Source organism: Stutzerimonas stutzeri, assembly GCF_024448935.1.
Taxonomy (GTDB): domain Bacteria; phylum Pseudomonadota; class Gammaproteobacteria; order Pseudomonadales; family Pseudomonadaceae; genus Stutzerimonas; species Stutzerimonas stutzeri_AO.
The window spans coordinates 32,906-52,462 of the sequence record NZ_JAMOIE010000014.1 but is presented as its reverse complement, the minus strand read 5'-3'; the positions used below and the strand labels follow the sequence as shown (position 1 = coordinate 52,462).

The 19,557-nt window shown below is 62.2% G+C and carries 17 protein-coding genes and 1 pseudogene; 8 read left to right on the top strand and 10 right to left on the bottom strand.

Annotated features, from left to right (window positions below; translation table 11 throughout):
* Positions 1-157: 157 nt before the first annotated feature.
* Positions 158-625: an REP-associated tyrosine transposase gene (locus NA637_RS06345; RefSeq protein ID WP_256071484.1), complete on the bottom strand. Its 468-nt coding sequence runs from the start codon at positions 623-625 to the stop codon at positions 158-160.
* Positions 626-802: 177 nt separating this feature from the next.
* Entirely contained in the window at positions 803-2,386 is a 1,584-nt protein-coding gene (locus NA637_RS06340; RefSeq protein WP_256071483.1) for a peptide chain release factor 3, read from the bottom strand.
* 432 nt (positions 2,387-2,818) lie between these two features.
* On the opposite strand from NA637_RS06340, the gene NA637_RS06335 reads away from it, so the two are divergent.
* A complete protein-coding gene (locus NA637_RS06335) occupies positions 2,819-3,982 on the top strand; it encodes a type III PLP-dependent enzyme (protein WP_256071482.1) in 1,164 nt (387 codons plus the stop codon).
* A 422-nt stretch (positions 3,983-4,404) separates the two neighbouring features.
* Positions 4,405-6,495 carry a TonB-dependent receptor gene (locus NA637_RS06330; RefSeq protein WP_256071481.1) on the top strand — a complete coding sequence of 697 codons (2,091 nt, stop codon included), beginning with the start codon at positions 4,405-4,407 and terminating at the stop codon, positions 6,493-6,495.
* 36 nt (positions 6,496-6,531) lie between these two features.
* Here NA637_RS06330 and NA637_RS06325 read toward each other — a convergent pair.
* Together NA637_RS06325 and NA637_RS06320 are read right to left on the bottom strand one after the other, a co-directional pair.
* Positions 6,532-6,663: pseudogene (locus NA637_RS06325) on the bottom strand (DUF4198 domain-containing protein); the annotation flags it as partial.
* Between the two features lie 145 nt (positions 6,664-6,808).
* Entirely contained in the window at positions 6,809-7,501 is a 693-nt protein-coding gene (locus NA637_RS06320) for an SIMPL domain-containing protein (protein ID WP_256071480.1), read from the bottom strand.
* A gap of 149 nt (positions 7,502-7,650) precedes the next feature.
* Between NA637_RS06320 and NA637_RS06315 the strand changes: the two genes are divergently transcribed.
* From NA637_RS06315 to NA637_RS06305, 3 genes are all read left to right on the top strand, one after another.
* Positions 7,651-8,907, top strand: coding sequence for an ATP-binding protein (locus NA637_RS06315; RefSeq protein WP_256071479.1), 1,257 nt, complete (start codon positions 7,651-7,653; stop codon positions 8,905-8,907).
* 32 nt (positions 8,908-8,939) lie between these two features.
* Positions 8,940-9,500 carry a response regulator transcription factor gene (locus tag NA637_RS06310; RefSeq protein WP_045424659.1) on the top strand — a complete coding sequence of 187 codons (561 nt, stop codon included), beginning with the start codon at positions 8,940-8,942 and terminating at the stop codon, positions 9,498-9,500.
* A 128-nt stretch (positions 9,501-9,628) separates the two neighbouring features.
* Positions 9,629-10,570, top strand: coding sequence for an AEC family transporter (locus NA637_RS06305; protein ID WP_256071478.1), 942 nt, complete (start codon positions 9,629-9,631; stop codon positions 10,568-10,570).
* Between the two features lie 16 nt (positions 10,571-10,586).
* Here NA637_RS06305 and NA637_RS06300 read toward each other — a convergent pair whose 3' ends face one another.
* From NA637_RS06300 to gatC, 6 genes are all read right to left on the bottom strand, one after another.
* On the bottom strand, positions 10,587-11,675 hold the full coding sequence (locus NA637_RS06300) for a calcium/sodium antiporter (protein ID WP_256071477.1): 1,089 nt from the start codon (positions 11,673-11,675) through the stop codon (positions 10,587-10,589).
* 38 nt (positions 11,676-11,713) lie between these two features.
* Positions 11,714-12,799, bottom strand: a complete 1,086-nt coding sequence (locus NA637_RS06295) for a calcium/sodium antiporter (RefSeq protein ID WP_014821402.1) — start codon at positions 12,797-12,799, stop codon at positions 11,714-11,716.
* Between the two features lie 67 nt (positions 12,800-12,866).
* Positions 12,867-13,268 carry a septal ring lytic transglycosylase RlpA family protein gene (locus NA637_RS06290; protein ID WP_014821401.1) on the bottom strand — a complete coding sequence of 134 codons (402 nt, stop codon included), beginning with the start codon at positions 13,266-13,268 and terminating at the stop codon, positions 12,867-12,869.
* A gap of 140 nt (positions 13,269-13,408) precedes the next feature.
* On the bottom strand, positions 13,409-14,854 hold the full coding sequence (gatB, locus tag NA637_RS06285) for an Asp-tRNA(Asn)/Glu-tRNA(Gln) amidotransferase subunit GatB (RefSeq protein WP_256071476.1): 1,446 nt from the start codon (positions 14,852-14,854) through the stop codon (positions 13,409-13,411).
* A gap of 10 nt (positions 14,855-14,864) precedes the next feature.
* A complete protein-coding gene (gene gatA / locus NA637_RS06280; protein WP_256071475.1) occupies positions 14,865-16,316 on the bottom strand; it encodes an Asp-tRNA(Asn)/Glu-tRNA(Gln) amidotransferase subunit GatA in 1,452 nt (483 codons plus the stop codon).
* Positions 16,317-16,330: 14 nt separating this feature from the next.
* Positions 16,331-16,618, bottom strand: coding sequence for an Asp-tRNA(Asn)/Glu-tRNA(Gln) amidotransferase subunit GatC (gene gatC, locus NA637_RS06275; RefSeq protein WP_256071474.1), 288 nt, complete (start codon positions 16,616-16,618; stop codon positions 16,331-16,333).
* Between the two features lie 302 nt (positions 16,619-16,920).
* On the opposite strand from gatC, the gene mreB reads away from it, so the two are divergent.
* The 3 genes from mreB to mreD all read left to right on the top strand — a co-directional run bounded on the left by mreB (position 16,921) and on the right by mreD (position 19,536).
* Positions 16,921-17,958 carry a rod shape-determining protein MreB gene (mreB, locus tag NA637_RS06270; RefSeq protein ID WP_256071473.1) on the top strand — a complete coding sequence of 346 codons (1,038 nt, stop codon included), beginning with the start codon at positions 16,921-16,923 and terminating at the stop codon, positions 17,956-17,958.
* 94 nt (positions 17,959-18,052) lie between these two features.
* Positions 18,053-19,051: a rod shape-determining protein MreC gene (gene mreC, locus NA637_RS06265; RefSeq protein ID WP_256071500.1), complete on the top strand. Its 999-nt coding sequence runs from the start codon at positions 18,053-18,055 to the stop codon at positions 19,049-19,051.
* Entirely contained in the window at positions 19,048-19,536 is a 489-nt protein-coding gene (mreD, locus tag NA637_RS06260) for a rod shape-determining protein MreD (RefSeq protein WP_256071472.1), read from the top strand. Before mreC ends, mreD begins: the two co-directional genes overlap by 4 nt.
* Positions 19,537-19,557: the final 21 nt, after the last annotated feature.

Genomic DNA, 19,557 nt, shown 5'->3' with positions numbered 1-19,557 from the left:
GCCAGCGTGGTCATACCCTGGAGCCAGCTTGCTGGCGATCATGGCTCACTCCTGCAGGATGCGTCTTTATCGTGGCTGCAGGCTGGAAGAGCCGCGCATATTAGGCAAAACATCTGCTTTCGTAGGAGCCAGCTTGCTGGCGATCATGGCTACGGGATTACAACCAAACTGCATCCCACCACGGATAGTCGCCAATCCGCTTCTCCAGGCCTGCTCGTAACGGGTTGGCGACGACGTACCGCGCAGCGTCGATCAGATCTTCATCCTGGCGCAGCGCACGATCATGGAAACCTCGCTGCCAGACCCGCGTCCCCGGTTCGCCTGTAATGCGGTTGATGGCTACCGCGCTGCGGGACTTGAAACGCTGGACCACTTTTGGCAACGGCGCCGAACCCAGTTCGATCAGCCAGTGAACATGATCCGGCATGACGACCCAGGCCAGAGATTCGACGTGGCGTTCGTCATGGAGGTGGCGCATTTCGCTCACCAGCAGACGAGCCAGCATCGGATCGGCAAAGAGGCGTTTGCGTCGCTCTGTAACCGCCGTCACCAGGTAAACCTGACCCGGCTCGGAATGTCTGCCGCGACGCAGTGCATGGCCGCGGTGATTGAATTGGCTTGGCATATCCACCTCCATGTGGATTAACGAACTTTTGTTCTTTCCAGCGTAGCGGGGCCGGATCGCCAGCAAGCTGGCTACAGGGTAAATACATTTGCCTTGGCTTTTCGTAGGAGCCAGCTTGCTGGCGATCATGGATCTGCCGAAGCGCTCAGGACTCCGCTCCGGCAGAATCACGTCCCTTTAATGATGCTCACGCGTCGCCCTGAATTTCACCTCCGGCCAGCGCTCTTCCATCAGGCTCAGGTTGACTCGGGTCGGTGCCAGGTAGGTCAGATGACCGCCGCCGTCGATGGCCAGGTTCTCGTAGGCCTTGTTCTTGAAGTCTTCGAGCTTCTTCTTGTCATCGCACTCGATCCAGCGGGCCGACCAGACGTTGATCGCCTCGTAGGCGCACTCGACCTTGTATTCCTCCTTCAGGCGGCTGGCGACGACGTCAAACTGCAGCACGCCGACGGCGCCGAGGATGATGTCGTTGTTGCGCTCGGGGAAGAACACCTGGGTGGCCCCTTCTTCGGCGAGCTCCTGCAGGCCCTGACGCAGCTGCTTGGATTTCAGCGGGTCCTTCAGACGGACGCGGCGGAACAGTTCCGGCGCGAAGTGCGGGATGCCGGTGAAGCCCAGGTTCTCGCCTTCGGTAAACGTGTCGCCGATCTGGATGGTGCCGTGGTTGTGCAGGCCGATGATGTCGCCGGCCCAGGCTTCCTCCAGCTGTTCACGCTCGCTGGAAAAAAAGGTCAGGGCATCGGCGATGCGGATGTCCTTGCCGATGCGCACATGGCGCAGCTTCATGCCTTTCTCGTACTTGCCCGAGCAGATACGCATGAAGGCGATGCGGTCGCGATGCTTGGGGTCCATGTTCGCCTGGATCTTGAACACGAAGCCGGTGAACTTGTCCTCGACCGGCTCCACCACCCGCTCGTTGGCGGCGCGCGGCAGCGGGCGCGGCGCCCAGTCGACCACGGCATCGAGCACATGATCGACGCCGAAGTTGCCCAGTGCGGTACCGAAGAACACCGGGGTCAGCTGGCCCTGGATGAACTCGTCCTGGTCGAATTCGTGGCAGGCGCCCTGCACCAGCTCCAGCTGTTCGACGAAGCGCTCGTACTCGTCGCCGATGTGCTGGCGTGCTTCGTCCGAATCCAGGTTCTGGATGATCTTGACGTCGGTGCGCTCGTGCCCGTGGCCCGGTGTGTAGACGATGATGTAATCGTCGGCCAGGTGATAGACGCCCTTGAAGTCGCGGTAGCAGCCGATCGGCCAGGTAATGGGCGCCGCCTTGATCTTGAGCACCGCCTCGATCTCATCGAGCAGTTCGATCGGGTCGCGGATATCGCGATCGAGCTTGTTGATAAAGCTGACGATGGGGGTGTCGCGCAGGCGGCAGACGTCCATCAGGGCGATGGTGCGCGGCTCGACGCCCTTACCGCCGTCGAGGACCATCAATGCCGAGTCCACGGCGGTGAGGGTGCGGTAGGTGTCTTCCGAGAAGTCCTCGTGACCGGGGGTATCGAGCAGGTTGATCATGTGCTCGCGGTAGGGGAACTGCATCACCGAGGTGGTGATGGAGATGCCGCGCTGCTTCTCCATTTCCATCCAGTCGGAGGTGGCGTGGCGATCGGATTTGCGCGACTTCACGGTACCGGCGACGGCAATCGCCTTGCCCATCAGCAGCAGCTTCTCGGTGATGGTGGTCTTGCCCGCGTCGGGGTGGGAAATGATGGCGAAGGTGCGGCGCTTCGCGACTTCGGCGGCCTGAGAGGTCATGGCGGTCCCGGTATAGAAAGCGTGTCGGAAAAAGCCGGCGATTATAGCGCAAAGGGCGCCTGAGGACTGCCGCGCCAGTAGCGCGGTCAGTCGCGACGGGACGAGACGAACGGAACATCCCCGCTGCGTATCTGTCGGTTTAATACGGTAGGTTTGCCGAGTTGGCTAAAAATGGGAGTGAGCGCGGATTTTTCATTGATCTCGACCAGCTGTGGTTCTAAAGTTCGCGCCCGAACGTCCATGCTGGCAACGATCCATCCGGCTCAAGTACTGACGACGAAAGATCATGATCCACCAGGTCGATGCATCCATTGCAATGATCTGGCCGTGATACTCGGCGACATGCCTTGGGAAGTAGGCGAACCAAAGTGGGGAAACTGATCAGGCGTTCACCCCTAATCCGACTTTACGTTTCCCGATTTGGAGCCATGCATGCCGATCAAGATCGAAGATTATTATTCCCGATCCACCTTCCAGAAGATGAAGGATTTCGCTGACCAGCACGAGACGCCGTTCGTGGTCATCGATACCCAGACCATCGACAAGGCCTACGACGATCTGCGCGCCGGTTTCGAATTCGCCAAGGTCTACTACGCCGTGAAGGCCAACCCTGCGGTCGAAATCATCGACCTGCTGCGCGACAAGGGCTCGAACTTCGACATCGCCTCGATCTACGAGCTGGACAAGGTGATGTCCCGCGGCGTCGGCCCGGAGCGCATCAGCTACGGCAACACCATCAAGAAAGCCAAGGACATCCGCTACTTCTACGAAAAGGGTGTGCGCATGTTCGCCACCGACTCGGAAGCCGACCTGCGCAACATCGCCAAGGCCGCGCCGGGTTCGAAAGTCTACGTGCGCATCCTCACTGAAGGTTCGACCACCGCCGATTGGCCGCTGTCGCGCAAGTTCGGCTGCCAGACCGACATGGCCATGGACCTGCTGATCCTGGCCCGGCAGCTGAAGCTGGAGCCCTACGGCATCTCCTTCCACGTCGGTTCGCAGCAGCGCGACATTTCCGTGTGGGACGCGGCGATCGCCAAGGTCAAGGTGATCTTCGAGCGCCTGAAGGAAGAAGACGGCATCGAGCTGAAGATGATCAACATGGGTGGCGGCTTCCCGGCCAACTACATCACCCGCACCAACAGCCTGGAAACCTACGCCGAGGAAATCATCCGTTTCCTCAAGGAAGATTTCGGCGATGACCTGCCGGAAATCATCCTCGAGCCGGGTCGTTCGCTGATCGCCAACGCCGGCATCCTGGTGAGCGAAGTGGTGCTGGTGGCGCGCAAGTCGCGTACTGCGGTCGAGCGCTGGGTCTACACCGATGTCGGCATGTTCTCCGGCCTGATCGAAACCATGGGCGAAGCCATCAAGTTTCCGATCTGGACCGAGAAGAAGGGCGAGATGGAAGAGGTGGTGATCGCCGGCCCGACCTGCGACAGCGCCGACATCATGTATGAAAATTACAAGTACGGCCTGCCGCTGAACCTGGCCATCGGCGATCGCATGTACTGGCTCTCCACCGGTGCCTACACCACCAGCTACAGCGCCGTGGAGTTCAACGGCTTCCCGCCGCTGAAGGCCTATTACATCTAAGCCTCATCGCTTCAGCTGACGCCCACCTCGTGTGGGCGTTTTGCTGTTGGCTTTGTAGGGCGGGTGAAACCCGCGCGGTTTCTAACTCGATCTTGCGAAACGAAACCCTGCCCTGAGGCGGATTTCTTTTTCTCGGCCTTGCCTCGCAAGGCAAAAAACTGCGGTGGTGCTCCACGCTCGGCGGGTTTCTCCCGCCCTGCGTTCGAGTTCATCGAATCCTGTTCCGACGCTTTCTGCGTGCTGTGGCCAATTGCGGCTTTTCCGAAAAATATTGCGATTTATTCGCGTTAACTGGAAGCCAAGCGCTGGACTTTGGGTGTTGCGCGAATTTATCATCGTAATATTAATACGAATAATTCGTATTAAATTAAGTGATTGGAGGAGTAGAGATGTCGCAGCAGCCACGCTTCAGGAAAACCCGGATGGCGAACGTCATTCGTATGGCCGTGTATGGTCTGCCGCTGCTAGCTTCGACCCAGTGGGCCGGTGCAGCGGACGCCGAGAGCGTCACGCTGGAATCGATGGAAGTGGTCGAGCAGCGCGACAGCTATCGCGTCGAGCGCAGCAAGGTTGCTACCAAGACTGACACCCCCCTGCGCAACATTCCGCAGTCGATCAGCGTGGTGACCGACGAGCAGATCCGCGACCAGAACATGCAAAGCATGGCCGACGTGGTGCGCTACGTACCCGGCGTGCAGATGGCACAAGGCGAGGGTCATCGCGATGCGCCGATCCTGCGCGGCAACACCTCCACCGCAGACTTCTTCGTCGACGGCATGCGCGACGACGTGCAGTATCTGCGCGACCTCTATAACGTCGAGCGCGTCGAAGTGCTCAAGGGTCCGAGCGGTATGATCTTTGGTCGTGGCGCCAGCGGCGGTCTGATCAACCGTGTCACCAAACAGGCCAACTGGGCCGACGGTCACGAGCTCGGCCTGACCTATGGCTCCTGGAAGAACCGCCGCATGACCGGCGACTTCAACCAGGGCGTCAACGAGAACGTCGCCGTGCGCCTGACCGCATTGTTCGAAGATTCCGAAAGCTTCCGCGATGATGTCGAGCTGGAGCGCTGGGCGATCAACCCGACCGCCACCTTCCGCCTCAGCGATGCCACCAGCATCGAAGTGGGCTACGAGCACTTCGATGACGACCGCACCGTCGACCGAGGCGTGCCTTCCTTCAATGGCAAGCCGCTGAAGCTCGACGAGTCGACCTTCATCGGCAGTCTGGACGACAGCTACGCCACCGCCAAGGTGGATGCGCTGAACGCACGGATCACCCATGACTTCTCCGACAACATCACGCTGGTCAACCAGACTCGCTTCGCCGACTACGAAAAGTTCTACCAGAACGTGTTCTCCGGCGCTTACACCCCGGCGAACCAGAGCATTCGCGTGGCGGCCTACAACAACGCCACCGACCGTGAGAACCTGATCAACCAGACCGACCTGACCATCGTGACCAGCGCCCTGGGCATGAACCACACCTTCCTGGTGGGTGCCGAGCTGAGCCGCCAGGAAACGCAAAACTTCCGCGAAACCGGCAACTTCACAGCGCTCGGCCCGAACGCGACGGCCGGCAGCGTGAGCCTGCCAAATACACGTTATACCGGTCCGATCGATTTCCGTCAGAGCACTACCGATGCCGACAACCGCAGCGTTACCAAGTCCGCGGCGATCTACCTGCAGGACCAGATCGAACTCAACTCGCAGTGGGAGCTGATTCTCGGTGCACGCTACGACAAGGTGAAGATCGACCTGGACAACAACCGCAACGGCCAGCAGCTGTCGAGCTCCGATGACCTGGTGTCGCCACGGGCCGGTCTGATCTACAAGCCGCTGGACAATCTGTCCTTCTATACCAGCATCAGCAAGTCCTACCTGCCGCGTGCTGGTGAGCAACTGGCTGGCCTCACCGTCACCACCGAGGCGCTGGACCCCGAAGAGTTCAAGAATCGCGAAATCGGCGTCAAGTGGGACATCAACCCGCGCCTGGCCGCCACTGCTGCGGTCTATCGACTGGACCGTACCAACGTCGCGATTACCGACCCCAACGACATCACCCGCTCGACCCTGGTCGACGGCCAGCGCGTCGATGGCGTGGAACTCGGCCTGACCGGCAACCTGACCGACGCCTGGCAGGTCACTGCTGGCTATGCCTACCAGGAAAGCGAGATCAAGACACCGGGCGCCACCGACGGCAACAAAATCGCCCAGGTGCCGCGCAACTCCGTCTCGCTGTGGAACCGCTACAACTTCAACGCCCAGTGGGGCGTCGGCCTCGGCGCGGTCTACCAGAACGCCGTTTACGCCAGCGCCGACAACGCCGTCGAGTTGCCCAGCTTCACTCGCGTCGATGCGGCGGTTTACTACACCGTCAACCCGGACCTGCGCCTGCAGTTGAACGTGGAGAACCTGCTGGACGAGGAGTACTACGCGTCGGCCCACAACAATACCAACATCCTGCCGGGCTCGCCGCGTGCCTTCGGCGTCAGCGCCAACATGTCGTTCTGACCCAGGCAGCAATCGGCGGCGCGGTTCGAACCGCGTTTGCCGAACAGGCACATCAGCAGCGGGCTTGCCGTCGAGCAGGAAGACAAGCTCGGCTGCTTCGCCTGCAAGCAGATCGTTGGGGCGGGTGATTGGCGACAGCTCCAGCCCTTTGCCTGTGGTCTTCAGCATCTCCTTGGTCGGATTGGGCGGTCACTGAACGTTACGGTCGGCCCGCTTCTGACTGTGGTCGCGGCAGTGCCATAAGCGAGGGGTCGGTATGGGGGCAGTTGTGTACCGCTTGTGGGTTGCCCCTGGCCGGGCTGCGCGTCCTGGGTCAGGGCATCTGCACTTCGATCACACCATCGGCGTTGATACTGATCTGCCGGGTGCCGGCTTCTACATCCGGCGTAGGTACTGAATCCATGCTCTTCATGGCGAAATTGCGCATCACCGGCTGATAGCCGCCGCCACTGCCCAGGTTGAGATTTACGATGCGGTAATCGCTGCCTCCGAGCGCTTCGGTGGCCAGCTGCGCGCGGGCGCGGAAGGCGGTTACCGCATCCTTGAGCAAGGCGTCTTCGTTCTGTTGGCGGATCGAGTCAGACACGCTGAAATACATGCCGCCCATCTTCAGGTCTTGCATCAGCTCTCCGGTGAGCTTGGAGAGCGCGGCGAAGTCTCCACTTTCCAGGCGCAGTTCGGCGCGTTCACGCCAAGCGGTGATCTGCTGACCCTTTTCCTCATAGACGGGGTAAGTGCTACGGCTGCCCTGACTGACTTCCACCTCTTTTGCCTGCCGGGCGCGTTGCAGTGCCTTGTTCATGGTCCGGGTCGTCTGCGCTGCCAACTGCGCCGGGGCCTCGTGCTGCGACTCGGTGAACAGCGTTACATGCATGCGGTCCTGGGCCACCTCGCGGCTGGCCTCGGCGCGCAGCGAAATCTGATTGTAATGTTGCTCGTCGGCTACAGCGGGAAGGCCGGCCAGGCAGGCCAGCAGCGCAATGCCGCGCGGAACGGAAACGAACATGGAAACTCCTGAATTCGGTGGCACCAACGGTGCGGCGCAGAAACCTTAGCCCTTTGCGCGCGAGTGCGCAGTTGTCCGTGCGGCGAGTTGCCGCAGACGGGCTGTGTTTCGGACGGCTTGGTTATACTCGCGACTCCTTTGGAGAGCCCATGCACGCATCCGTTCACCTGCTGTCTGCCAGCCGTCAGAACCTCCGTCTGCTCACCCTGATCCGCGTCCTCGTGCTGGCTGCCCAGGCCGGTGCGGTAGGGCTCGCCTACGCCACCCAGCTGTTCGGTCTGCCGTGGTTTCATCTGGGCATCACGCTGGCCGTCTCGGCGCTGATCTGTCTGGGCACGGCGCTACGGCTGCGCGGTCCCTGGCCGGTGACCGAGCAGGAATACGCGGTGCACCTGGCGGCCGATCTGCTGATCCACAGTGCCCTGCTGTATTACTCGGGCGGCTCGACCAATCCGTTCGTTTCCTACTACCTGGTGCCGCTTACCATCGCAGCGGCAACGCTGCCGTGGCTGTATTCGGTGGCGTTGTCCGGGCTCGCGCTTGCTGGATACACCTTGATGCTGGTGTGGTATGACCCGGTCATCGTGCCGCCGGTCGATCGCACCACGCTGCTGGTCTATGGCATGTGGCTGAGTTTCGCACTGGCGGCGGCGCTGATCACTTTTTTCGTGGCGCGCATGGCCGAACAACTGCGTCGTCAGGAGCAGCTTCAAGCTCAGCGTCGTGAAGAAAGCATGCGCGACCAGCAGCTGTTGGCCGTGGCGACACAGGCCGCGGGAGCCGCTCATGAGCTGGGCACGCCGTTGGCGACCATGAGTGTGCTGCTCAAGGAGTTGCGTCAGGATTACAAGGAGCCTGCGGAGCTCAGCGAGGACCTGGCATTGCTGCAGTCGCAGGTTCAGTTGTGCAAGGACAGCCTGCGCCAGCTGGTCCGTGCGGCCGAAGCCGATCGTCGCCAGGCCATCGTCGAACAGACCGTACGCGAATGGGTCGAGTCGGTATTGCAGCGCTGGCATCTGATGCATCCGGAAGCCACCTATCGTTTCCAGTGCCTGGGCAAGGGCGCTCCGCCGCGCCTGATGCCCCCGGCGGATCTGGGGCAGTCGCTGCTCAACCTGCTGAACAACGCCACCGATGCCAGCCCGGACAACCTGGACATTCGTCTGGACTGGGACGCACAGTGGATCAAGTTGACCATCCGCGACCACGGTGCGGGTGTACCGCTGGCCATCGCCGAACAGATCGGCAGACCGTTCATCACAACCAAGGGCAAAGGATTTGGGCTTGGCCTGTTCCTGAGTCAGGCGAGCGTGACGCGCGCCGGTGGCACAGTGAAGCTTTACAATCACGAAGAGGGTGGCACCCTGACCGAGCTGCGTCTGCCGCATGGCTCGGTACGGGCCTGACCAGACGCGATCATTACGCGAGGAATGCAAACATGACCGAAGAGTTGCAGCACGAAGGCGAAGAACAGCCTCATCTGCTGCTGGTAGACGACGACCCGACCTTTACTCGCGTCATGGCACGCGCCATGAGCCGCCGCGGCCTGCATGTCAGCATTGCCGGGTCGGCTGAAGAAGGCCTGGAGATGGCCAAGCAGGAGCTGCCTGATTACGCGGTGCTGGACCTGAAGATGGAAGGCGACTCGGGGCTGGTGCTGCTTCCCAAGCTGCTCGAACTGGACCCGGAAATGAAGGTATTGATCCTGACCGGCTATTCGAGCATCGCCACGGCCGTAGAGGCGATCAAGCGTGGGGCCTGCAATTACCTGTGCAAGCCCGCCGACGCCGACGATGTGCTGGCCGCATTGCTCTCCAAACATGCCGATCTGGATACGCTGGTGCCGGAAAACCCGATGTCGGTGGATCGCCTGCAGTGGGAGCATATCCAGCGGGTGCTGGCCGAGCACGACGGCAATATCTCCGCCACCGCCCGTGCGCTGGGCATGCATCGGCGGACGCTGCAGCGAAAACTGCAGAAGCGCCCGGTAAGGCGTTAAGCCAGCCAGCTGGCAGGCCGGCAAGCCGAGAATAGCGCTAGAGGCTGGACGAAAAGGCAAAGCATCGTCCAGCCTCCAGCCTCCAGCCTCCAGCCTCCAGCCTCCAGCCGCATCCCCCGAGGCCCTCCATGCTTTCCCTGGTCCTTCAGACCCTGAACGTTACCGCTCCGGTATTCGTGATGCTGTTCATCGGCGTCGCATTGATGCGACTGCGCTTGATCGATGGCGCGTTCATTCACACCGCATCGACGCTGGTATTCAAGGCCACGATGCCAACCCTGCTGTTCCTGTCAGTGATCAAGGCGGACCTTGGCGCCGCGCTTCAGCCAACCCTGCTCGTCTATTACGTTGCCGCTACGGTGGGAGGATTTCTGCTGGCGTGGGCCTGGGCGCTTTGGCGCTGTCCGGTTGCCGACCGCGGCGTCTATGTACAAGGCGCCTTCCGCGGCAACAATGGAGTGGTGGGGCTGGCGTTGGCGACCAGCCTCTACGGAGACTACGGTCAGTCACTGGGCGGTGTGCTGGCTGGTCTGGTAATCCTCTTGTACAACAGCCTGTCCGCGGTGGTGCTGGCCATCTACAGCCCGGATGGCCAGGCCGATGCCGGGGCGATCATTCGCAGCATCGTGCGCAACCCGCTGATCATCGGGGTGACTGCGGCGATCCCTTTTGCCTACTGGCAAATCGCATTGCCCGACTGGCTGATGACATCTGGTCAGTATTTCGCCCAGCTGACGTTGCCGCTGGCTCTGATCTGCATTGGCGGCACGCTGTCGATTTCGGTATTGCGCGAAAGCAGCAGCGTGGCGATGAGCTCGAGCCTGATGAAGATGGTCTGGTTCCCGGCGCTGGCAACGCTAGGCGCCTGGCTGTGCGGCTTTCGCGGCGCCGAACTGGGGATCCTGTTTCTCTACTTCGGCTGCCCGACGGCATCGTCCAGCTTCGTTATGGCGCGTGCGGTCAATTCCAACCATCAGCTGGCCGCTACCATCATCGTCATCACCACGCTCGGCGCGGCGCTGACGATCAATGTCGGGTTGTTCCTCCTGGGCTGGGCCGGCTGGATCTGACCAGCCGGCGTGAGCATCAGGCGCGCTGGGTCTTCCAGGCCCGACCGGCAATCACCACCAGGGTCACCGCAGTCAGTGGCAGCACATAGCCGATCATGGCGTCACCGAACACTTCGGCCAACGGGCGGCCGGTACTGGTCAGCACCAGGTACAGGGTGTAAGCCACGTAATAAGCGACGAACAGGGCGCCTTCCCAGCGCTTGATGCAGTAGCCGGCGAAGAAGATCGGCAGGCAGGCTACCGCTACCGCGATCATCACCGGGAAATCAAAGGCTAGCGCGTTCGAAGACACGCCGATCGCCTGCGGCGACACCAGCGAGGCCAGGCCGAGTACGCAGAGCAGATTGAAGATGTTGCTGCCAACGATGTTGCCGACGGCGATATCGCGCTCGCCGCGAAAGGCCGCCATGATCGAGGTGGCCAGTTCTGGCAGTGAGGTGCCGATGGCGATCACGGTCAGGCCAATGACCAACTCCGATAGGCCGAGCGCCCGGGCCAGGGCCACGGCGCCCTCGACGAGGAAGTTGGAGCCCACCACCAGCAACACCAGGCCTGCGATCACCAGGCCAGCGTTGATCAGCCCAGCATGCGGCTTGGCCGGCTCATCCAGGCCGAACTCCTTGGCAAACTCGTCGTCGACTTCCGCAGCTTTTTCGCGGCGACTGCTTATGATCAGGAACAGCGTGTAGACCACCACCGCGGTGAACAGCAGTGCACCGTCGATACGGCTGAGTTCTCCGTCCCACGCCAGGCCGAAGGTCACCAGGCTGGCGCCGATCATGATCGGCACATCCAGACGGATCAGCTGACGCGATACCACCAGTGGTGCGACCAGTGCGGTCATGCCGAGAATCAGCAGCACGTTGGCGATGTTGCTGCCCACGACGTTACCGATCGCGATGTCACCGCTGCCATTGAGTGCGGCCTGCACGCTGACGGCCGTCTCCGGCGCGCTGGTGCCGAAGGCGACCACGGTGAGGCCAATGACCAGTGGGGAGATGCCGAACTGGGCGGCGAGTTTGGCTGCACCTCGCACCAGGACCTCCGCGCCGGCAACGAGCAGCACCAGGCCGGCTATGAGGTAGACAAAGGTCATCAGGGTCACGATGGGGCGCTCCGCAAAAAATCCAGAAAGTAGGTGTTTCAGCGCTGGTGTTGCCAGGCGCGCAGGAAGATCACCAAAAGCGTGACGGCCGTCAAGGGGAACGCGAACCAGAGCATCGCGTCGCGCAGCAGCTCGATGGCACCCAGGCCGGTGGCGAACATCACCAGATACAGGGTGTAGGCCAGGTAATAGGCGAAAAACATCAGCCCTTCCCAGCGCCGGATGCAATACCCGGAAAAGAAAATCGGCAGGCAGGCGACGAACACGGCCAGCATTACCGGGAAGTCGAAGGACTGCGCATTGGGGGAAATGGACAGGCCTTCCGCGGCCACCGCGGCGCCGGCGCCGAGTACCAGCAGCAGGTTGAAGATGCAGCTGCCCACCACATTGCCGACAGCAATGTCGCGCTCCCCCTTGATGACCGCCAGCACCGAGGTCGCCAGCTCCGGCATCGAGGTGCCGACCGCAACCACCGTCAGGCCGATGACCAGCTCGGAAAGACCGAGCGCGCGCGCAAGGCCAACGGCACCTTCGATCAGCAGATTCGAGCCTCCCACCAGCAGCCCCAGGCCGAGCAGGATCAGCAGCAGCTGGAGCACCCAGGCATAAGGCTTGTCGCCAGCGTCCGGGCCGAACTCGGTGTCGAATTCATCGACGCCTGGTCCCGGCTTGTCCCGCTTGCTGGCGAGGACCAGAAACAGCGTGTAACCAATCAGGGCAACGAGCAGCAGGATACCGTCCAGTCGGCTGATGCTGCCGTTCCAGGCCAGTCCATAGCAGAGCAGGCCGGCGCCGATCATCACTGGCACATCGAGGCGGATCAGTTGCCGGGATACCACCAGCGGTGCGATCAGTGCGGAAATGCCGAGAATCAGCAGGATGTTCGCGATGTTGCTGCCGATCACGTTGCCTACTGCGATGTCACCGCTGCCATTAAGCGACGCCTGCACGCTGACGGCTGTTTCCGGGGCGCTGGTGCCGAAGGCCACCACCGTCAATCCGATGATCAGGGGCGGAATGCCGAAGCGGCTGGCCAGTTTGGCCGCGCCGCGTACCAGCGCTTCGGCACCGACGACGAGCAGTACCAGGCCGCTGATGAGGTAGCCAAAGGTAATCAGCGACATGCGGGCGCTCCCTTGGCTGGGGTAGCGCAGTCTGTGCTCTGTGACATCACTGCAGGTGCCTGTTCCTTCATGGGAGGGTTTCGATACGCACGCGGATCACGCCGGTCTTGAGCATGTCCAGTTGTGCCGCCGCGGCGCGGGAAAGGTCGATGATGCGGCCGCGGCGAAATGGTCCGCGGTCGTTGATACGTACCACCACCTGCTTGCCGTTCTGCTCGTTGGTGACCCGCACCCGCGTGCCGAAAGGCAGGCTGCGATGAGCGGCCACCAGCGCGTTCTGATCATGGGTTTCGCCGTTGGCGGTGCGCTGGCCGTGATGCATCCGCGCGTAATAGGAGGCCTTGCCGCTCTGGCTGAAGCGCTCTTGCGTGGTCGGTGGTGCCTTGGCGGGTTGAGCCGGCTGGCGATCTGCGCAGCCGCTGACCAGCAAGGCCAGCAACAATAGGGCGGTGAAGCGTGTCAGGCGCATGAACAATCCTTCCGTTGGGTCGATCGCTGAGTCGGCGATGGCCCGCGGCAGGTGTCGTGACGTTGTGGCGATGCCGGGAGCGGTGATGCAGCGATGTCCGCGGTTGCAGCAGGGGCAACCGCGGAGGGCCATCGCTCAGCTTAGCCTTCGAGTTTTTTCTTCAGCAGTTGGTTCACCTGGCCAGGGTTGGCCTTGCCCTTGGAAGCCTTCATCGCCTGGCCGACGAAGAAGCCGAACATCTTGCCACGCTTGGCTTCGTCGCTGGCGCGGTACTGTTCGACCTGCTCGGCATTCGCTGCCAGCACTTCGTCCAGCATCGACTCGATGGCGCCGGAATCAGTGACCTGCTTGAGGCCCTTCTTCTCGATGATCTCGTCAGCCGAGCCTTCGCCGGCGGCCATGGCCTCGAAGACCATCTTGGCGATCTTGCCGCTGATGGTGTCGTCCTTGATGCGCAGGATCATGCCTCCCAGCTGCTCGGCGCTAACCGGTGACTGCTCGATCTCCAGGGCTTCCTTGTTGAGCAGGCTGGACAGCTCGCCCATCACCCAGTTGGCGGCCAGCTTGGCGTCGCCGCAGGTGCTGTTGACCTGTTCGAAGTAGTCGGCCAGTTCGCGGCTGGCAGAGAGTACGCTGGCGTCGTACGCGGACAGGCCGAACTCGCGCTGGAAGCGCTCACGCTTCTCGACCGGCAGTTCCGGCAGGCTGGCACGCACTTCGTCGAGGAAGCGCTGTTCGATCACCACCGGCAGCAGGTCGGGGCAGGGGAAGTAGCGGTAGTCGTTGGCTTCTTCCTTGCTGCGCATCGAACGCGTCTCATCCTTGTTCGGGTCGTACAGGCGGGTTTCCTGGATCACCTTGCCGCCGTCCTCGATCAGCTCGATCTGCCGCTGCACTTCGTGGTTGATCGCCTTTTCGATGAAGCGGAAGGAGTTGACGTTCTTGATCTCGGCACGGGTACCGAATTCGGCTTGGCCCCTGGGGCGTACCGATACGTTGCAGTCGCAACGCAGCGAACCTTCGGCCATGTTGCCGTCGCAGATGCCGAGATAGCGCACCAGGGCATGAATGGCCTTGACATAAGCCACCGCTTCCTTCGCCGAGCGAATGTCCGGCTCGGAGACGATCTCCAGCAGCGGCGTGCCGGCGCGGTTCAGGTCGATGCCGGTCATGCCCTGGAAGTCCTCGTGCAGGCTCTTGCCGGCGTCCTCTTCCAGGTGTGCGCGGGTGATGCCGATACGGCGGGTAGTGCCGTCTTCCAGGGTGATGTCCAGATAACCCTTGCCGACGATGGGGTGGTCCATCTGGCTGGTCTGGTAGCCCTTGGGCAGGTCCGGGTAGAAGTAGTTCTTGCGCGCGAAGACGTTCTTCTCGGCGATCTCGGCATCGATCGCCAGGCCGAACTTGCAGGCCATGCGCACCGCTTCGGCATTGAGCACCGGCAAGGTGCCGGGCATGCCCAGGTCGATCAGGCTGGCCTGGGTGTTGGGCTCGGCACCGAAGGTGGTGGCGCTGCCGGAGAAGATCTTCGATCGAGTCGCGAGCTGTGCGTGGATCTCCAGCCCGATCACGGTTTCCCATTGCATGTGTTCGTCCTCAGAATCCGCTCGGTGCTTGTTTATGCCACTCGGTGACCTGCTGGTACTGGTGAGCGACGTTGAGCAGGCGGCTTTCCTGGAAATAGGGGGCCAGCAACTGCACGCCCACCGGCAGGCCGTCGATAAAGCCAGCCGGCATGGAGAGGCCCGGGATGCCCGCGAGGTTGGCGGTGATGGTGTAGATGTCTTCGAGGTAGGCCGAGACCGGGTCGTGGTTCTTCTCGCCAAGCTTCCATGCCAGATTCGGCGTGGTCGGGCCGAGGATCACATCCACCTCATCGAAGGCACTGACGAAGTCGTTCTTGATCAGGCGACGGATCTTCTGCGCCTTCAGGTAGTAGGCGTCGTAATAGCCCGCTGACAGCGCATAGGTGCCGACCATGATGCGGCGGCGGACTTCGTCACCGAAGCCTTCGGCGCGGGAACGCTTGTAGAGGTCGGTCAGATCCGCCGGGTTCTCGCAGCGATAGCCGAAGCGCACGCCGTCGAAGCGGGACAGGTTGGAGCTGGCCTCGGCCGGCGCGATCACGTAGTAGGACGGGATCGCGTGCTGCATGTTCGGCAGGCTGATCTCCTTCACCGTGGCACCGAGCTTCTTCAGCTCCTCGACCGCCGCCATTACCGCGTCGGCGATCTTGCTATCGAGACCATCACCGAAATACTCCTTCGGCAGGCCGACGCGCAGGCCGGTCAGCGGCTGGGTCAATGCGCCGAGATAGTCGTCCAGCGGCTGGTCGATGCTGGTTGAATCCTTCGGGTCGAAACCCGCCATGGCACCCAGCATCAACGCGCAGTCTTCAGCCGTGCGGGCAATCGGGCCGCCTTGGTCGAGGCTGGAGGCGTAGGCGATCATGCCCCAGCGCGAGACGCGGCCGTAGGTCGGCTTGAGGCCGGTGAGGTTGGTCAGCGCGGCGGGCTGGCGGATCGAGCCGCCGGTATCGCTGCCGGTCGCCGCAGGCAGCAGGCGCGCCGCGACCGCCGCAGCGGAACCACCGGACGAGCCGCCGGGTACGCGGCTGGTGTCCCAAGGGTTCTTCACGGCGCCGTAGTAGCTCGACTCGTTGGCCGAGCCCATGGCGAATTCATCCATGTTCAGCTTGCCCAGCGAGACTGCGCCAGCAGCACAGAGGCGCTCGACGACCGTGGCGTCGTAGGGGGCCAGAAAATTGTCGAGAATCTTCGAGCCGCAGCTGGTGCGAATGCCCTGGGTGCAGAACAGATCCTTATGCCCGATCGGTGCGCCGAGCAGCGCGCCGTGCTCGCCATCGGCACGGCGCGCATCGGCGGCCTTGGCTTGGGCGAAAGCCCGCTCTTCGGTCACGGTGATGAAGCTGTTCAGTTGCGGATCGAGCTGCTGGATGCGTGCCAGCAGCGAACGGGTCAGCTCCTCGGCGGAGAACTGCTTGTCTGCCAGCGCGCGGGCAATCTCGGCGAGGGTCAGTTGATGCATGTAGGCGTCCTTCATTACTCGATCACCCGCGGAACCAGGTACAGACCGTCCTCTACGGCCGGGGCGATGGCCTGGTAGGCATCGCGCCGATTGGTCTCGGTGACCGCGTCGGCACGCAGACGCTGGCTGGTTTCCAGTGGGTGGGCCAGGGGCTCGATGCCCGAGGTGTCCACGGCTTGCATGCGATCGATCAGGCCGAGGATGTTGTTCAGGGTCTCGGTGGTGCGGGGCAGGTCGTCTTCATTCAGACCCAGGCGGGCCAGATGAGCGATCTGTTCCACCTCGGAGCGTTCAAGCGTCATCGGGATTCTCCAGCGGGAAGCGAGTCGGCTGCGCCTTTCGTCGGCAAAGCACGACGAGGGGCGGCGGGTTCGAGCCGCAGCGGCGGGCATTCGAGCCCGGAAAAGCCGTCAATCTTACATGCCTGTGGGGCTTCTCGGTAGCACGGCTGCGCCTTGCGGGGTTTTTCCGAGGCGCATGCATTTCGCGCAATGGCTCACGTATGGGCCGATGACCACGGACTCTCGCCTTGCCCTAACTTCGCGCCATTGTTAGAGTTTGCGGCACTTTTTTCCCCACGCGTTTGCCCCAGGGCCCTTTTCCCATGTTCAAGAAACTGCGTGGCATGTTTTCCAGCGATTTGTCGATCGACCTGGGGACTGCCAATACCCTCATCTATGTGCGCGATCGCGGCATCGTCCTGAACGAGCCCTCGGTCGTTGCCATCCGTACCCATGGCAACCAGAAGAGTGTTGTTGCCGTGGGTACCGACGCCAAACGCATGCTGGGTCGTACTCCAGGTAACATCAATGCCATCCGCCCAATGAAAGATGGCGTCATCGCCGACTTCAGCGTCTGTGAAAAGATGCTTCAGTACTTTATCAACAAGGTTCACGAAAACAGCTTCCTGCAGCCCAGCCCACGGGTGTTGATCTGCGTGCCCTGCAAGTCCACGCAGGTTGAGCGTCGTGCGATCCGCGAGTCCGCCTTGGGTGCGGGCGCGCGTGAAGTGTTCCTGATCGAAGAGCCCATGGCCGCCGCCATCGGCGCCGGCCTGCCAGTAGACGAAGCGCGCGGCTCCATGGTCGTGGATATCGGCGGTGGCACCACCGAAATCGCCCTGATTTCGCTGAATGGCGTGGTCTACGCTGAATCCGTTCGGGTCGGTGGTGACCGTTTCGACGAATCCATCGTGACCTACGTGCGCCGTAACTACGGCAGCCTGATCGGCGAGTCCACTGCCGAGCGCATCAAGCAGGAAATCGGTTCCGCGTTTCCAAGCAGCGACATCCGCGAAATCGACGTACGTGGCCGCAACCTGGCCGAAGGCGTACCGCGCAGCTTTACCCTCAATTCCAATGAAGTGCTCGAGGCGCTGCAAGAGTCCCTGGCCACCATCGTTCAGGCGGTCAAGAGTGCGCTGGAGCAGTCGCCACCAGAACTCGCTTCCGATATCGCCGAGCGCGGCCTGGTCCTGACGGGGGGCGGCGCCCTGCTGCGTGACCTGGACAAGCTGCTGGCGCAGGAAACCGGCTTGCCGGTCATCGTCGCGGAAGAGCCGCTGACCTGCGTAGCGCGCGGCGGCGGTCGCGCGCTGGAAATGATGGACCGTCACGCCATGGACCTGCTGTCCACGGAGTGAGCTGACAGGCTCTGATTACAAGCCGATGACAGGGCCTGCCCTGCTCTCGGCTTTTCGCGTTTAGTGTGAAGCCTGCAGCTGCGAGGACCCGCCCATCAAACCGCTTTTCGCCAAAGGACCCTTGCTCGGAGTGCGCCTGCTGGTGCTCTCCGTGCTCTGTGTCGTGCTGATGGTGGTGGATGCGCGTTTCGAGACGCTGAAGCCTTTGCGTAGCCAGATGGGGCTGGTGCTCACGCCCTTTTACTGGCTGGCCGATTTGCCGGTTCGCACCTGGCAGCGGGCGACCGAGCAGCTCAGCAGCAGCACCAGCCTGGTGGCCGAAAACGAAAGATTGAAGGCCGAAGCATTGCTCATGCAGCGGCGCCTGCAAAAGCTGGCGATGCTGACGGAGCAGAACGTGCGCCTGCGCGAATTGCTCAACTCTGCCGCGCTGGTTGACGACAAGGTGATCGTCAGCGAGCTGATCGGGCTGGACCCGAATCCGTTCACCCACCGCATCCTGATTGACAAGGGTGAGCGCGACGGCGTGTTTCTCGGCCAGCCAGTGCTCGACGCCAGCGGGCTGATGGGCCAGGTCGTCGAGGTCATGCCCTACGCGGCGCGCGTGCTGCTGTTGACAGACGTGACGCATAGCATTCCGGTGCAGGTCAATCGCAATGGATTGCGGGCCATTGCAATTGGCACCGGGAGCCCGGATTATCTCGAGTTGCGTCATGTCGCCGAGACGGCGGACATCAAGGAAGGCGATCTGTTGGTCAGTTCCGGTTTGGGGCAGCGCTTTCCCAGTGGTTACCCGGTCGCCCAGGTGACCGAAGTGGTGCGCGGCTCGGGGCAACCCTTTCTGATCGTGCGGGCCATTCCCACCGCGATGCTCAATCGCAGCCGCTACCTGCTGCTGGTCTTCAGCGATTCGCGTAGCCCGGAGGAAAGGGCGGCCGCAGCGGCCCAGGCCCAGGAGTCCGCCGAGCGCAAGGCGCAAGAGCCAACGGCTGGCGACGGTGCGGTTTCGGGGCAGTCGGCGCCCGCCGCGCCCACTGCACCCACAACGTCCGATACGCCATCCCCATCCCCGCAACCGGAGGAGCGACCATGATCCCCGGTCGTTCAAACAGTGGCTGGGTTATCTGGCTGTCGCTGTTGCTGGCGCTACTGCTCAGCGTGGCCCCCATGCCCCAGAGTTTCGGCCTGGCGCGTCCGCTCTGGCTCGGCATGTTCATCGCCTACTGGGCAATCGCCCTGCCGCATCGTGGAGGGATGGCGGCGGCCTTCTTCTTTGGGCTGATGCTGGATGTGTTGTCGGGCACTTTGCTTGGGCAGAACGGCTTGCCGCTGCTGCTGATTACCTTTCTGGTGCTGAGCCTGCAGCAGCGCCTGCGTATGTTCCCGTTGCTCCAGCAAAGCCTGGTGTTGCTGGTGATTCTGGGAATCGGGCAACTGGTGCAGTTGTGGCTCAATACACTGACCGGCAACCGCCCACCGACACTGTTGTTTCTGGTCCCCGTGCCGGTCAGTGCACTCTTTTGGCCCTGGGTGTTTGTCGGGCTGGAATGGGCGCGGCGGCGCTTCGATGTCTATTGAGCCTGCAGACGGCTTTCGATC